Below are 14,110 nucleotides of genomic sequence, written 5' to 3' on the forward strand. Positions count from 1 at the left end.
CCGGGCCGTACGGCCCGGTCGGCGTTAGGGTCGATGCCGTGGCCATCAGTTCTCAGCCGTACCCGCCCCACCCCGACGGTCCCCGGCCGGCCTGGTGGCGGCGGGAGTGGGTGCGGCACGGGGCGCTGGCCGGGCTGCTGGCGCTGTCCGGTCTGGTGATCCTGGCGCTGGTGCGGCGGCAGACCGGTACGGAGGGGTTCCTCGTCGGGCTGGGTCTGGCCGTGGTGCCTGTGCCCTGGCTGACAGCCGCGTTCCGCTGGCTGGACCGGGTACGGCCCGGCCCCTGGCGGAATCTGCTGTTCGCCTTCGCGTGGGGGGCCTGCGCGGCGGCGCTGATCGCCATCGTCGCCAACAGCTTCGCCACCCACTGGATCGCCACCGCGACCGCCGACCCGTCAGGCGCGGACACGCTCGGCGCGACGGTGGTCGCCCCGGTGGTGGAGGAGTCCGCGAAGGCCGCCGCCGTGCTGCTCGTGTTCGTCTTCCGCAGACGCGACTTCACGGGGCCGGTCGGGGGCGCGGCGATAGCCGGGGTGACCGCGACCGGGTTCGCGTTCACCGAGAACATCCTGTACCTGGGCAACGCCTTCGGCACCGACCAGTCCATCGGCACCACGGGCATCGTCTCGGTGACCGCCGCGACGTTCTTCGTGCGCGGGGTGATGTCGCCGTTCGCCCATCCCCTGTTCACCGTGTTCACCGGCATCGGCTTCGGTCTGGCCGCGCTGCCCCGCGGGCGCCGGCTGCGCTGGCTCTTCCCGGTGGGCGGTCTCCTGCTGGCCATGAGCATGCACGCCCTGTGGAACGGCTCGGCCGCCTTCGGCCAGTTCGGCTTCCTCGTCGTCTACGGCGGCTTCATGGCCCCCGCGTTCGGCCTGCTGGCCTGGCTGCTGATCCGCTCCCGGCAGCGCGAACTCCGCGTGGCCCGCGAGGAACTCCCCGTCTACGTCTACGCCGGCTGGCTCGCCCCCGCCGAGCCCTTCGCCCTCGGTTCGCTGCGCGCCCGGCGCCTGGCCCGCGACCACGCCCGCCGCTTCCTGGGTGGGCGCCCGGCCGCCCGCGCGGTGGTCCGCTACGAGACCGCCGCCACGGAACTGGCCCTGCTGCGCCACCGCGCCCGCGCGGGCCGCGTGGGCCCCGACTTCGCCGCCCGGGAGCACGAACTCCTCACGGCCCTCTGGCGAACCCGGTCCCTCTCCCGCCCGGCCCTGGAGTACGCGGCCCACCTGACGGCGCCGCCCCCCGCTCCCGTCACCTACTGGCAGCGCTACGGCCACCCGGCACCCCCGTACGCGGGCTACAACCCGTACCGCACCTAGGGTCCTTCGTGCGCCCTGGGGGGCGACGGCGGTGCCTCAGGGACGCGGGGCCGGCACGGCATCGCAGGGGGCGGCGACCAGCCCGTACCCGCGAGGCCGGGGCCGCTCATCTCAGGCGGACGCCTCCGTCAGCGACTCCAGCTCCGCGGCCGTCAGCCGAAGCTCAGCCACGTCCAGGAGCGCCGGGAGCTGGTCCACGGTGCGGGCCGAGGCGATGGGCGCGGCGACCGTCGGCTGGGCGGCGAGCCAGGCCAGCGCGACCGTGGCCACCGCGGTGTCATGGGCCGAGGCGACCTCGTCCAGCGCTGCCAGCACCCGCTGCCCCCGCTCGGAGCCGAGATGCCTGGCCGCGGAACCCGCCCGCGCGCTGTCCACCGCCGCCCCCGGCCGGTACTTACCGGTGAGGAAGCCCGACGCGAGCGCGAAGTACGGCACGGCCGAGAGCCCCTCGCGAGCGGCGACGTCCTGCAGCGGACCCTCGTACGTGTCCCGCGAGACGAGGTTGTGGTGCGGCTGGAGCGCGACGTACCGCGCCAGGCCCGAGCGCTCGGAGAACTCCAGCGACTCCTTCAGCCGCTCGGCGCTGATGTTGGACGCCCCGATGTACCGCACCTTCCCCGCCCGCACCAGCTCGTCCAGCGCACCGATGATCTCCTCGACGGGCACCTCGGGCTGGTCGAAGTGGGTGTAGTAGAGGTCGATGTGATCGGTACCGAGACGCCGCAGGGAAGCGTCGGCGGCGGCCTTGATGTTGGCGGCGCCGAGGCCCTGGAACTCGGGATGCTGGCTGACCTTGGTGGCGATGACGACCTGGTCGCGGACCCCCCTGGCCCGCACCCACTCACCGATGATCGTCTCGGACTCCCCGCCCTCGTTGCCCTCGGCCCAGGCCGAGTAGACGTCCGCGGTGTCGATGAAGTTGCCGCCCGCGCCGCGATAGGCGTCCAGGACGGCGAAGGACGTGTCCCGGTCGGCGGTCCAGCCGAAGACGTTGCCACCGAGGGCCAGCGGGAAGACCTCGAGGGAGGAGGAGCCGAGTTTGCGCGGAGAAGCGGTCATGCCTGCTCAACGACCACCCCGGTACCGTCCATTCCGGTTAGGGGCCGGGACCCGGTCACGCCACGCCAGGACCCCCGGGCCGCGTCCGCCTCAGGGGGTGAGCCCCTTGCTCCGCAGCCACGCGCCCGGGTCGGTACCGGTGGGCTGACCGCCGGGATGGACCTCGAGGTGCAGGTGCGGACCGGTGACGTTGCCGGTGGCGCCGACACGGCCGATGACCTCGCCGGTGGACACCTTCTGCCCGGCGCTCACGCTGATCGAGGACTGGTGGCAGAACCACAGCTCGGTGCCGTCGTCCAAGGTGAGGACCGTGCGGTAGCCGTACGACCCGGCCCAGCCGGCCTCGGTGATCGTGCCGCTGTGGATCGCCTTGATCAGCGTGCCGGTGGGCGCGGCGAAGTCGAGCCCGGTGTGGTACCCGGAGGACCACATCGAGCCGGCCTGCCCGAAGGTCGAGGTGATCGTGTACGAGGAGGTCGGCAGCGTGTACTGCTTGGCCAGCGTGGCGAGCCGGGCCGCTTCCGCCTTCTTCTCGGCGTCGGCCTCCGCCTTCTCCTTGGCCGCGGCGGCCTTCACGGAGGCTTCCTCGACCGCCTTGGCGGCGGCCTCCGCGGCCTGCTGGTCGGCCCTGGCGACGGCCGCCGCGGTGGCCCGGCTGTCGGCCTTGCTCTGCTGCCGCTCCGCCTGGGCCATGATCCGGTTGCGCAGCGCCTCGCCCGCGTCGGCGGTGGAGTCCTCGCCGGCGGCGGTGGCCGTGGCGGTGGCGACACCGGCCAGGGAGGCGGCGGGCGTCTGCGTGTGGTGGTGCCCGTCGATCAGGGAGTCCACGGAGGGCAGGTCGGGCATCGCGATGGACACGGGCGGCTTGCCGGTGTGGGCGCTCGCCATGCCACCCGCGCCGACGGCGGCGACGACACCGACACCGAGCACGGTGGAACTGCGGGCGAGTCCGCCGCCGCGCTGCTTGGCCACCCGGTGGCGGCCGCGTGCGGCGGCACCGAGGGAAACGGACTCCTCGGTGGGGTTCCACTCCTCCCACGCGCCGCCATCGGCACGGGGGGCGCCGTAGGCAAAGGGCTCACTCGCGTCCGGCGCGAACGGGACTTGTGGGGCAGGCCGGTTGGACGCCACGCGGGCGCACTCCTTTCCCTCCTCCGCCTACCGGGTTAGCTGACGGGTTCGGAGAAGGAAGGTCTCCTACGCGCGTAAACCCGGCGTGCACCAGGGGTGGTGCACGGCGGACAGGGCGCGATTCACCCCAAAGTGGTGGGTCCCCGGTTCCCTCGCGGGATTCGGCGTGTGCGCACGGCGCCGTCTCTGCTGACGGCTGTAACGACCGCGCTGCGTTATCGAACGTTAATAGACACGCGCACCGGATTCCAAGCCCGTTCGGCTTGATCGTTTCACCTTCTGACGGGGGGTGAAACGGCCAGGAACGGCACGAACAGGTCGAGTTGACCGCGCTTCAGGAGTCACAGGGGTTTCGCTGGTGACTCAAAAACACCAGCCGTCCCGGAAAGCACTCAGGGCCGGAATCCATTGAATGGATTCCGGCCCTGAGTTTTCAGTAGCGGGGACAGGATTTGAACCTGCGACCTCTGGGTTATGAGCCCAGCGAGCTACCGAGCTGCTCCACCCCGCGTCGTTGTGTCTCAAGCATACGTCATCCGCGGGGTCCGGCGCACACATGGGGCCGTGACGTGGGCCTCAGTGCGCAAGGTGGGCGTTCGGCCGCTGTGCGAGAGCGGCGTACCCGGGCACCGTCACCACCTCCACGCCCTCGGCGGCCAGCAGACCCGCACCGTCGGCCGCGGTGACGAAGGTGTCCGGCTCACGCCAGGCGGTGACCACTCTGCGTACCCCCGCGGCCAGGATCAGCCCGGCGCACGGGACGGGCCGGGAGGCTCGGTGGGCGCAGGGCTCCAGGCTGCTGTAGACGGTGGCGCCGGGCAGGCGCGGGTCGGCCGGGTCCAGCTTGGCGAGCGCGGCCTCCTCGGCGTGGACCACAGGGTCGCCGCCCTCGCGGGAGAAGCCGCGCGCCAGTTCGGTGCCGTCCGCCGCGACGACGACCGCGCCGACGCTGAAGGCCGTGTCCGAGGGCGGGCAGAGCGCCGCCAGCTCGCAGGCGGTGCGCAGCCAGTGCCGGTCGGCGGCGGTGTCCAGCGGGCCGGCGCCGGGGGCGGTGGGCTCGTAGCGCATCAGGACGACGTCCTCGATCCGGCGGGTGCCGGTCAGCCGCAGCCGGCCGCCCTGGTACGCGCCGGGGCCGAAGAGGCGGGGGGCTGCCGGGTCGCCGACGAGGAGCGGGGCGAGGACGAGCTGGAGTTCGTCGGCGAGGCCCTGCCGGAGGAGCTGGGTGTGCACGGTGCCGCCGCCCTCCACCATCAGCCGGCGTACCCCGCGCACGTCGTGCAGGTGCGTGAGCAGCGCACGCCAGTCGAGGGCCGTGCCGAGCGGGACCACGTCGGCGCTGTCCCCGAGGAGCCCCGCGGCCCGTTGCGCGCCCGCGTCGGTCGTGTAGAGGAGCTTCTCGCCGCCGGTGTGCCAGAAGCGGGCGGCCGGGTCCAGATCGCCGGACCCGGAGACGGTCACCTTCAGCGGGTACTCCGCCCGCCCCTCGGCCACCCGCGCGGCCCGGCGTGCGGGCGAGTTGACCAGGAGCCGGGGGTTGTCGGCGCGGATGGTCCCGGCGCCCACGAGGATCGCGTCCACCGAGGCCCGCACCTCGTCCACGCGGTCGAAGTCGGCGGGGCCGGAGAGCAGCAGCCGCTCGGGGCCGGTGTCGTCCAGGTACCCGTCGAGCGAGACGGCGGCGGACAGCAGGACATGGGGGTAGGGCATCGGCGCGCTCTTCCGGACTCTGGGCCGCGGACTCGGGGTTCCACGGGCGGGCACCCCCTTTGTACTCCGTACCGGTGTGTGCCCTGCCCGGGCGGGGATGAGTACGGCTACTCATCCCCGCCCGGCGGCGCGGCCCCACTGTGGGACCAGCGACCACAAGGAGACCTCGATGCCGCACGCCATCCGCCCGCGCCGCCTCTTCGTCCTCGCCACCGGCACCCGGCTCTCGGGGTTCGGATCCGCCGGCGCACGTCCCCGGCAGCGGGTGCGGGTACTGCTGGCATCAGCCGTGGACAACTGGCTCTCGCGCGGGTACCTCGCCGTGGTCGCGGCGGCGATCGGGTTCTTCCTCTGGGCCGTGTGTCTGTCACCCGACCCCGGTTTCGCCGGGATCTGGCCGCTCATGGCCACGGCTCCGCTCAGCATCGTCGCCATCACGGTGTCCGGGCCCCTGGGGAACGGCGCGCTGAGCCTGGCGGTCTTCGCCGCCGGTACCGCCCTGGCCGGTCTCTGCAACGCCGTGCTGCTCGGACGGCTCGCGCGTGCGCTGCGGCGCTGAGTCTCCCGGTCAGGTATGGACCACGGAAAAAATGTATAACCCAATTGATGGCATGACCTCATCAGGTACGGTCAGCCTCCGATCATGCCCTTCACCGAACCTCCTGGGGAGGGGGGATTCGTGAAGGCTCCATGGACCAGTCACTGCGGGGAAAGGCGTCCGAACCGGTATGAGGGCACGTTGGTGGGGGACGGGGGCGGCCGTCGCGGCGGCCGTGTGCGGGACGTTGGTCGTGCAGGGGGTGAGCGGCGGGGACCCCGGGCACGACGGGACGAGCGCCGTCGCCCCGGTACGGGACCGGGTACGGTCGGCCGCGCTGGACGCCCGGGGGGACGGCACCGGCGCGGTGCTCGCCCGCCGGGACGCCGAGCCGTTCAGCATGCTCGGGGTGAGCTGGGAGAAACCCTCCGCCAGGCTGGCCGGGAAGGTGGAGGTGCGCTCGCGGGCCGTGGCGTCCGGGAAGTGGTCGCGCTGGCTGCTGCTGGACAGCGACCGGGGTGCGGGCGAGCAGCACGCCTCGCGCGGCGGCACCGAGCCCGCGTGGGTGGGACTGTCGGACGGCGTCGAGGTGCGGATCGACGGCAGGGCCACCACGAAGCTGCCGGCGGGGCTCCGCCTCGACATGATCACGGCGGGCGGGAAGAACACCGGGGGTGACACCGAGCCCGCCGCCTACGTCGTGGACGGGCCCGACGACACCGGAGAGCCCACCGCCACCGACAGCCCGGCCGGGACACCGGACCCCACGGACGTCGCCACCACCGAGCCCGCCCCGCCGGACGCGACCACCGCCGAACCCTCGGCCGCCGAATCCTCGCCGGACCAGCCGACCGAGCCGCCCGCCGAGTCGCCCCCGGCGTCCCAGAGCGCGTCGGCACCGCCCTCGGACACCGCCTCTCCCTCCGCGTCCGTGTCCGTCCCGGCCGCGCCGAGCTCCACCGTCCCCAGCCCGCCGATCATCCCGCGCTCGGGGTGGAAGGCGGACGAATCCATCAGCCCCGAGGCACCGGCGTACATCGACGGCAGGATCAAGGCGGTGGTGGTCCACCACACCGCCTCGACCAACGACTACACCTGCGCCGAGGCGCCGTCGATCATCAACGCGGTCTACACGTACGACGTGACCGGGCTCGGCTGGAAGGACCTCGGCTACAACTTCGTCGTCGACAAGTGCGGGACGATCTACGAGGGCCGCAAGGGCGGGGTGGACCTCCCGGTCGTGGGCGCGCACGCGTACGGCTTCAACTCGCAGACGACCGGCATCGCGGTCCTCGGCACGTACGTCGACTCGCCGCCCCCGATGGCCGCGATGGCCTCCGTGGCACGTCTGGCCGCGTGGAAACTGGGCCAGTACGGGGTGCAGCCGGACGCGACGGTCACCCTCACCACGGCGCTCAGCGGGCAGAACTTCGCGGGGCGGACGTGGGAGCCGGGCGAGGAGCTGACCCTCCCCGCGATCCACGGCCACCGCGACGGGTACAACACGGTGTGCCCCGGTGACGCGTTCTACGCAGCCCTCGGCACCGTCCGCACGCTGGCCGCGGGCCCCGTCACGGGCCTCACCCTCGGCACGGTCACCGGTACCGAGACGGTCGGCACCACCCCGTACACCAACGGCCCGCTCACGGTGAGCTGGTCCACGACGACCCCGGCCTCGCTGATCTCCTCGTTCCAGGTCCTGGTCGACGGCAGGACGGCCGCCACGGTCGCCGGTTCGGCCACCTCGGCCAAGCTGACGCTGCCGGCCGGCACCCACAAGGTGCAGGTCAAGGCGGTGCACCAGTCGGGCCGTACGGCGACCAGCGCCGAACGCGCGGTCGTCGCAGACACCACCGCGCCCACCTTCACCACCAGGCCGAACCTCTCGCTGCGGACCGGCACGGTCAACACTACCGCCGTCCCGCTCACCCTCGGCTGGAAGGCCGCGGACAACGTCTCGCTGAGGGAGACCCGCCTCACCGCCCCGCTCGCCCGGACCTACGGTCCGACGGTCACCAGCGCCGCCCAGACCGCCAGGTCCGGTGCGGCGACGGCATGGACGCTGCGGGCGTACGACACCCTCGGCAACTCAGCGAGCGCCTCCGTCCCGGGCACCCCGGTGATCCTCCAGGAGACCTCGGCGACCAGGTCCGGCACCTGGACCGCCAAGTCCTCATCCAGTTACCTGGGCGGCCGCTCCCTCGGCAGCAGCACCAAGAACGCCTCACTGACCTGGACCTTCACCGGCCGCTCGGTCGCGTGGGTGGTCTCCCGGGCGTCGACCTCGGGGCAGGCGGACATCTACGTGGACGGCACCAAGGTCACCACCGCCGACCTGAAGTCCTCCACCACGGCCTACCGCGACGCGCTGTGGACCAGGACCTGGCCGACGAGCGCGAAGCACACCCTGAAGATCGTGGTCCGCGCCACGACGGGCCGCCCGGCCATCACGACCGACGGGATCGTCTACCTGAAGTAGCCCGGCCACCCGAGGGCCCGCCGGATCCGGCGGGCCCGCTCGCCTCAGGCGTCGGCGGCGGGACCGGGCGACACGCCGGCACGGCGGTACTCGGCGTTGAGTCGCTGGGCTTCCTCGAGCTGGTCCTCGAGGATGATGATCCGGCACGCGGCCTCGATCGGCGTGCCCTGGTCCACGAGTTCACGCGCGCGGGCCGCGATCCGCAACTGGTAGCGGGAGTAGCGGCGGTGGCCGCCCCCGGAGCGCAGGGGCGTGATAAGCCGTGCTTCGCCGAGGGCACGGAGGAAGCCGGGCGTGGTGCCGATCAGTTCGGCGGCCCGGCCCATCGTGTAGGCGGGGTAGTCGTCGTCGTCGAGACGGCCCAGCGACTCGTCTGCTGTCATCTCACCTCTCAGTGGCACGCGTGGAGGGGCCTTGGTGCCGTACGGCACCAAGGCCCCGAAGGAACTGCAACCATCTGCCGACCCTAATACCGCGTCGGCCTTCTGTGTCCGCACGGCCGCCCGATACTCCGACGGGGGTGCGGGGATCGCGGATGCGTGACCGGAGACCACCTGCCTATCGATGTCCTGCGGTACCCGGAGGCCGGCCTGCCGGTCCGGGCGATCCTGATGGCGCTCGACTCCTCCGTTCTTCCCTCTGGACCGATCGCTTGTCACACCTGTACGGCTGCCGGGCAGTTCGTGTCTGCCCGACCCTGATCGATCTCGGCTACGAGAGAAACCGTAGCCAAGTGCACCTCGAATGTCTACGTTGGCCGCGATAGATTTTCGCGTGTCCGACGGAAAGGTATCCGTTTCCGGCGGCCTTCGCGGAGGCCCCCGCAGCCCGGCACGGACCGGCGCATAGAATCCGACGTCATGCCGAAGCCTGACGAGCTGATCGTTGACATCGCCGCCCTCGTGGAGTCCGGGCAGAGCAATCAGATGTCCCTCACCGTGGTCACCAGTGGTGCCGTCATCACCGGTCGCCTGGCCCCCGAAGCCATGTGGCGGCGGAGGGTGTCCGAGGTCCTGCGGGATTCCACCCATCTGGGCGAGTTCTGCGCCGTCTTCGACGCCCCCGTGAAGCGGGACGGGACACCCACGCACCTTCACTTCCACGTCGCCCGCATCCTGCAGGGCACCGTGGGCATCCCGATGACGGGCGGGATGTACCGCGTCGCGATCGAGGACGTCACCGCCTGGACCATGGGTGACTTCAGCTACTCCGACCAGTGACCCACCGACCCGCTCCCGCGCCGGGAACGGGCACGGAGAACACGAAGAGGGCCCGACCGGCGCGTGCCGGTCGGGCCCTCGGTGCTCTTCGCCGTTACGCCGGGCTCGCGCCCGCCCCGTCCGTCAGCCGGTCAGGGGGGTGCCGAGCATCGCGGACGCCCGCTCCAGCGGGGTCTCGGCCGGCGCGGGGACGGCCTCGGGAGCCGTACGGCAGGTGAAGCCGAGCCGGGCCATGGCCCGCAGCACCTCACCGGCACTGAAATCGCGGCGGTCCTGACGGGTGACGACCTCGCCGACCTGCTTGGCGGGGTAGTGGCGGCGACCGATGATCACCGACTCGGCGGTGACCGGCTCGGGCTTGACGCCCTTCATCGATTCCAGCACGCCGTTCTTGGTCAGCTCGAACGGGAAACGTGCGATGACACAGCGCATGATGCCTCACAGGGAGATGGGAAGACGGAGCCGGTCTCGGTGACGTGGCACCACACCAGGGTCCTATGCCGCCGTACCGTCGGCTGCCCGCCGTCCGGGTTCCCGGCGGGCAGCCGGGGCGGGCCGGCGCCTGCCGCGGGCGGGTGCTGAACGCCTCTTGGGGCGATCGGCCCCCGGCGCGGTGATGACGACCGGGACGCCGGAGGGGGCCTGAGCACCGGTGATGCGGTGCAGGGCCTGCTCACCGGCACGGACCGGGGTGGTGCGCGGGACGATGCCGGCCGCCGCCATGAGGCGGGTCATGCCGCGACGCTGGCCCGGGGTCACCAGGGTGACGACGCTGCCGGACTCCCCCGCACGGGCGGTCCTGCCGCCGCGGTGCAGATAGTCCTTGTGGTCGGTCGGCGGATCGACGTTGACGACGAGGTCGAGATTGTCGACGTGGATGCCGCGTGCCGCGACGTTGGTCGCCACCAGCACGTTGACGTGGCCCGTCCTGAACTGCGCCAGGGTGCGGGTGCGCTGCGGCTGCGACTTTCCGCCGTGCAGGGCCGCGGCCCGCACTCCGCTGTTCAGCAGGTGCTCGGTGAGGCGGTCGACGGCGTGCTTGGTGTCGAGGAACATGATCACGCGGCCGTCGCGTGCGGCGATCTCGGTGGTCGCCGCGTGCTTGTCGGCACCGTGGACGTGCAGCACGTGGTGCTCCATCGTCGTGACCGCGCCGGCCGAGGGGTCGACGGAGTGCACCACCGGGTCGTCGAGGTAGCGGCGCACCAGCAGGTCGACGTTGCGGTCGAGGGTCGCCGAGAACAGCATGCGCTGGCCTCCCGGGCGCACCTGGTCCAGAAGGGCCGTGACCTGGGGCATGAACCCCATGTCGGCCATCTGGTCGGCCTCGTCCAGAACCGTGACGGCGACCTGGTCCAGCCGGCAGTCGCCCCGGTCGATGAGGTCTCCCAGGCGTCCCGGTGTGGCGACGACGATCTCGGCGCCCCCGCGGAGCGCGCTCGCCTGCCGCCCGATCGGCATCCCGCCCACGACCGTGGCCAGCCGCAGCCTCACCGAGCGGGCGTACGGCGCGAGCGCGTCGGTGACCTGCTGCGCCAGTTCCCGCGTCGGTACGAGGACCAGCCCGAGCGGCTGCCGGGCCTCGGCGCGCCGCCCGGCCGTACGGGCCAGCAGCGCGAGTCCGAAGGCGAGCGTCTTGCCTGAGCCGGTGCGGCCCCGGCCCAACACGTCCCGGCCCGCCAGGGAGTTCGGCAGGGTCGCGGCCTGGATCGGGAACGGCACGGTCACGCCCTGCGCGCCGAGCGCGGCCAGCAGCTCCCCCGGCATGTCGAGACCGGCGAAATCCGCCACGGCGGGAAGCGCGGGAGTCGTCGTCCTGGGGAGTGCGAACTCCCCCTGGACCGCGGGGGTCCGGCGGCCCGAATTCCCGCGCCGGGTACGGGTGGAGGGGACGTTCGTGTGTGTGCGGTTCATGCGGAACCTTCCCTGATTCGGCACATCTCAAGGAATTCCCGCAGCATTGAGCCGCACGGGTAATTGACAAGAATGAGCCGGTGGAGCGCAGCGTGAGGACACTGCGGGAAATGCAAGCGGCCGGGGCCCGCACCCCGAAGGATGCGGGCCCCGGCCACGAAGTGCGCGCGAGCGTCAGGCGACGACGATGTTCTCGGCCGTCGGGCCCTTCTGGCCCTGGGCGATGTCGAAGGACACCTTCTGGCCTTCGAGCAGCTCACGGAAGCCCTGGGCGGCGATGTTGGAGTAGTGGGCGAAGACGTCGGCGCCGCCGCCGTCCTGCTCGATGAAGCCGAAGCCCTTTTCCGCGTTGAACCACTTCACGGTGCCAGTAGCCATGTCAATTCTCCTTCGGGGCAGTGCATAGCGATACGCACTGTACGTACCGCGTGTCGCCGCGATGATCACCCCAACCGGAAAAGACCGGAAATGCAACTTCGGGAACCACGACTGCAACCGGGACCGACAGTAGCACGCCACAGCGTCCCGCGTTCGGCAAAAATCGCACCTCGGCCATTACGGTGAATAAATCTGTCGGCGCGTTCCATTGAAAACTCAGTCCGCCAGAACAGCTATTGATTCACGGGGAGTGCGACGCCCCCTCGCCCACGCCGCCCGCACCCCGAGGCGCCGCACGGGCGGGCCGCCGTCCGGCACCGGGCGAAACGGACACGCCCCCGGCTCAACGGATCGTCGAGCCGGGGGCGTTGGCGTAGGCCCTGTGGGACTCGAACCCACAACCAATGGATTAAAAGTCCACTGCTCTGCCAATTGAGCTAAGGGCCCGGGGCGGTGTTGCTCTGTCCGAGCATAGCTGGCGACGGCCGTGTCTCCGATCGGGTATCGGTGACACGGCCGCGTCGGTCAGTCGCGGAGGAACCAGTTGCGGGCGGAGGCGAACCACCAGGCGGCAGCGAAGCCGAGGACGACGAGGACGGCGACCGGGGCGTAGTTGAAGGTCTCCCAGGTGACCGGCGAGACCTGGGGCAGCATGAAGAGCACCGTGATCAGGGCGACCCAGAGCACCGAGACCACGCCGACGGGGAGCGACCAGCGGCCCAGGTGCCACGGCCCCCGCTGGAACGCGGCGCCCTTGCGGACGCGCAGCAGCGTCGGGACGACGTAGGCGATGTAGAGCCCGATCACCGCGATGGACGTCACGGCCGCGTAGGCCGTGGAGTTGATGAGGTACGGCAGGCCGAGGGCGAGGGCGCCCAGGGCGGCCAGCCAGACCGCGGCGACCGGGGTCCGGGTGCGCGGGCTGACCGTGTGCCAGACACGGGAGAGGGGGAGCGCGCCGTCCCGCGAGAAGGCGTAGATCATGCGGCTGTTGGCCGTCACCGAGGCCATCCCGCAGAAGAGCTGGGCGCCGATCACCACCAGCAGGAGCAGCTTGCCCGTCGTGGCGCCGAGCGCGTCCAGGAGGATCTGCGCCGGGGGCGCGCCGGTCGGCGAGTCCAGGGCGCCGTCGTAGGACTGGATGGCGAAGGTGAAGCCCAGCAGCAGTACGAACCCCGCGATCCATGAGGTCCAGATGGAGCGGACGATGCCCCGCGGGCCGGCGGTCGCCGCGTCGTGGGTCTCCTCGGTCATGTGGGCGGAGGCGTCGTAGCCGGTGAAGGTGTACTGCGCCATGAGGAGGCCGAGCAGCACGACGTAGAAGCCGCTGCCCCAGCCCGTCCGGTTGACGAAGTGGGTGAACACGAAGGACGCCGAACGGTGCTGGTCCGGCAGGAAGGCCAGCGCACCGACGATGACGACGACACCGCCCACGTGCCACCACACGCTCACGCTGTTGAGCAGGGCGACGATCCGCACCCCGAAGGTGTTCAGCAGCCCGTGCAGCAGCAGGATCGCGGCGAAGAGCAGGACGGTGCGGCCGGGCGACACCCGGAAGCCGAACTGGAGGTTCAGCCAGGCACCGAGGAAGGACGCCGCGCCGAAGTCGATGCCCGCCGTCACCGCCACCTGGCCGAGGACGTTGAACCACCCCGTGAACCACGCCCAGGCCGCCGCCGAGCGCGGGGGCGCGAGCCGGTGCGCCCAGAAGTACAGGCCGGCCGAGGTCGGGTAGGCGGAGCAGATCTCGGCCATCGACAGGCCGACGAACAGCGTCATCAGGCCGACGGCCACCCAGCCCCAGGTGATCACGGCGGGGCCGCCGGTCACCATGCCGAACAGATACAGCGTGAGGCAGCCGGACAGCACCGAGATGATCGTGAAGGAGACGGCGTAGTTGGAGAACGCCGACATCCGGCGGGCCAGGACCTGGGTGTAGCCGAGCTGGGCGAGCCGCTCCTCGTCGGACAGGGCCGACTCGGCTTTCGCTTGCGTGTCGTCTGTCATGACCCCAGCAATTCCCTGGCCGTCGACGTGACATGCGCGACGCGGCGGCCGTAAGACGCCGGGAAACCCGAAGGGCCCGTACGGAGATCCGTACGGGCCCTTCGCCGGCTCAACTGGCGTCAGCCGTTGCGCTTCCAGCGGGGCTTGTCGTCGCGCCGGCCGAAGGAGGACGAGCCGCCGGTGCCGCGGTGGTCGTCACGGCGGCCGTAGGGGCGCTCGTGGCCGCCGGAGCGGAAGCCCGGACGGTCGTCGCGGCGCTCGCGGTTGAACGGACGGTCGCTGCCCCGGTGACCGCCACGGTCGTCGCGGCGGAAGCCACCGCGGTCGTCACGGCGCTCGAAGGAACGGCCGCCAC

At 71.8% G+C, this 14,110-nt stretch carries 12 protein-coding genes, 2 tRNA genes, 1 pseudogene and 1 riboswitch; of the genes and pseudogenes, 4 read left to right on the plus strand and 11 right to left on the minus strand.

The genetic code is table 11. The annotated features are described in order from the left end of the window. Nucleotides 1-38 precede the first annotated feature (38 nt). Nucleotides 39-1,319, plus strand: a complete 1,281-nt coding sequence (locus ACWCV3_RS23805) for a PrsW family intramembrane metalloprotease (RefSeq protein ID WP_451227632.1) — start codon at nt 39-41, stop codon at nt 1,317-1,319. A 111-nt stretch (nt 1,320-1,430) separates the two neighbouring features. Here ACWCV3_RS23805 and ACWCV3_RS23810 read toward each other — a convergent pair whose 3' ends face one another. The 4 genes from ACWCV3_RS23810 to ACWCV3_RS23825 all read right to left on the minus strand — a co-directional run bounded on the left by ACWCV3_RS23810 (nt 1,431) and on the right by ACWCV3_RS23825 (nt 5,219). Continuing rightward, a complete protein-coding gene (locus ACWCV3_RS23810) occupies nt 1,431-2,378 on the minus strand; it encodes an aldo/keto reductase (protein ID WP_451227635.1) in 948 nt (315 codons plus the stop codon). A 90-nt stretch (nt 2,379-2,468) separates the two neighbouring features. Continuing rightward, entirely contained in the window at nt 2,469-3,509 is a 1,041-nt protein-coding gene (locus tag ACWCV3_RS23815; protein WP_451227637.1) for a M23 family metallopeptidase, read from the minus strand. A gap of 9 nt (nt 3,510-3,518) precedes the next feature. Beyond that, nucleotides 3,519-3,686: riboswitch (cyclic di-AMP (ydaO/yuaA leader) on the minus strand. Between the two features lie 260 nt (nt 3,687-3,946). Continuing rightward, nucleotides 3,947-4,020, minus strand: a tRNA-Met gene (locus tag ACWCV3_RS23820). A gap of 65 nt (nt 4,021-4,085) precedes the next feature. Continuing rightward, nucleotides 4,086-5,219 (minus strand): dihydrofolate reductase family protein, encoded by a 1,134-nt coding sequence (locus ACWCV3_RS23825; RefSeq protein ID WP_451227640.1) that lies wholly within the window; start codon nt 5,217-5,219, stop codon nt 4,086-4,088. A 169-nt stretch (nt 5,220-5,388) separates the two neighbouring features. Here ACWCV3_RS23825 and ACWCV3_RS23830 point away from each other — a divergent pair, with 169 nt between their 5' ends. Together ACWCV3_RS23830 and ACWCV3_RS23835 are read left to right on the plus strand one after the other, a co-directional pair. Continuing rightward, nucleotides 5,389-5,778 (plus strand): SCO4225 family membrane protein, encoded by a 390-nt coding sequence (locus ACWCV3_RS23830; RefSeq protein WP_451227643.1) that lies wholly within the window; start codon nt 5,389-5,391, stop codon nt 5,776-5,778. A gap of 169 nt (nt 5,779-5,947) precedes the next feature. Next, a complete protein-coding gene (locus tag ACWCV3_RS23835; RefSeq protein ID WP_451227646.1) occupies nt 5,948-8,236 on the plus strand; it encodes an N-acetylmuramoyl-L-alanine amidase in 2,289 nt (762 codons plus the stop codon). A gap of 44 nt (nt 8,237-8,280) precedes the next feature. Here ACWCV3_RS23835 and ACWCV3_RS23840 read toward each other — a convergent pair whose 3' ends face one another. Then, nucleotides 8,281-8,619 (minus strand): MerR family transcriptional regulator, encoded by a 339-nt coding sequence (locus tag ACWCV3_RS23840; protein ID WP_451227649.1) that lies wholly within the window; start codon nt 8,617-8,619, stop codon nt 8,281-8,283. Between the two features lie 477 nt (nt 8,620-9,096). Between ACWCV3_RS23840 and ACWCV3_RS23845 the strand changes: the two genes are divergently transcribed. Next, nucleotides 9,097-9,456, plus strand: a complete 360-nt coding sequence (locus tag ACWCV3_RS23845; protein WP_451227652.1) for a hypothetical protein — start codon at nt 9,097-9,099, stop codon at nt 9,454-9,456. 123 nt (nt 9,457-9,579) lie between these two features. On the opposite strand, the gene ACWCV3_RS23850 is transcribed toward ACWCV3_RS23845, so the two are convergent. From ACWCV3_RS23850 to ACWCV3_RS23875, 6 genes and pseudogenes are all read right to left on the minus strand, one after another. After that, complete coding sequence (locus ACWCV3_RS23850) at nt 9,580-9,888, minus strand: SCO5918 family protein (protein ID WP_451227655.1); 309 nt, start codon at nt 9,886-9,888, stop codon at nt 9,580-9,582. Between the two features lie 63 nt (nt 9,889-9,951). Then, complete coding sequence (locus ACWCV3_RS23855; RefSeq protein ID WP_451227658.1) at nt 9,952-11,370, minus strand: DEAD/DEAH box helicase; 1,419 nt, start codon at nt 11,368-11,370, stop codon at nt 9,952-9,954. A 174-nt stretch (nt 11,371-11,544) separates the two neighbouring features. Then, entirely contained in the window at nt 11,545-11,748 is a 204-nt protein-coding gene (locus tag ACWCV3_RS23860) for a cold-shock protein (RefSeq protein WP_019329653.1), read from the minus strand. 374 nt (nt 11,749-12,122) lie between these two features. After that, nucleotides 12,123-12,195, minus strand: a tRNA-Lys gene (locus ACWCV3_RS23865). 78 nt (nt 12,196-12,273) lie between these two features. Beyond that, nucleotides 12,274-13,755 carry an amino acid permease gene (locus tag ACWCV3_RS23870; RefSeq protein ID WP_451227662.1) on the minus strand — a complete coding sequence of 494 codons (1,482 nt, stop codon included), beginning with the start codon at nt 13,753-13,755 and terminating at the stop codon, nt 12,274-12,276. Between the two features lie 119 nt (nt 13,756-13,874). Then, a pseudogene (locus tag ACWCV3_RS23875) lies at nt 13,875-14,110 on the minus strand (DEAD/DEAH box helicase); the annotation flags it as partial.

It is taken from the genome of Streptomyces sp. NPDC001781, assembly GCF_053596035.1.

Coding starts and splice junctions, on each gene's coding strand:
- ACWCV3_RS23870 (WP_451227662.1), bottom strand. CDS start 13,755: ATGACAGACGACACGCAAGCGAAAGCCGAGTCGGCCCTGTCCGACGAG.
- ACWCV3_RS23850 (WP_451227655.1), bottom strand. CDS start 9,888: ATGCGCTGTGTCATCGCACGTTTCCCGTTCGAGCTGACCAAGAACGGC.
- ACWCV3_RS23825 (WP_451227640.1), bottom strand. CDS start 5,219: ATGCCCTACCCCCATGTCCTGCTGTCCGCCGCCGTCTCGCTCGACGGG.
- ACWCV3_RS23840 (WP_451227649.1), bottom strand. CDS start 8,619: ATGACAGCAGACGAGTCGCTGGGCCGTCTCGACGACGACGACTACCCC.
- ACWCV3_RS23830 (WP_451227643.1), top strand. CDS start 5,389: ATGCCGCACGCCATCCGCCCGCGCCGCCTCTTCGTCCTCGCCACCGGC.
- ACWCV3_RS23835 (WP_451227646.1), top strand. CDS start 5,948: ATGAGGGCACGTTGGTGGGGGACGGGGGCGGCCGTCGCGGCGGCCGTG.
- ACWCV3_RS23855 (WP_451227658.1), bottom strand. CDS start 11,370: ATGAACCGCACACACACGAACGTCCCCTCCACCCGTACCCGGCGCGGG.
- ACWCV3_RS23860 (WP_019329653.1), bottom strand. CDS start 11,748: ATGGCTACTGGCACCGTGAAGTGGTTCAACGCGGAAAAGGGCTTCGGC.
- ACWCV3_RS23845 (WP_451227652.1), top strand. CDS start 9,097: ATGCCGAAGCCTGACGAGCTGATCGTTGACATCGCCGCCCTCGTGGAG.
- ACWCV3_RS23810 (WP_451227635.1), bottom strand. CDS start 2,378: ATGACCGCTTCTCCGCGCAAACTCGGCTCCTCCTCCCTCGAGGTCTTC.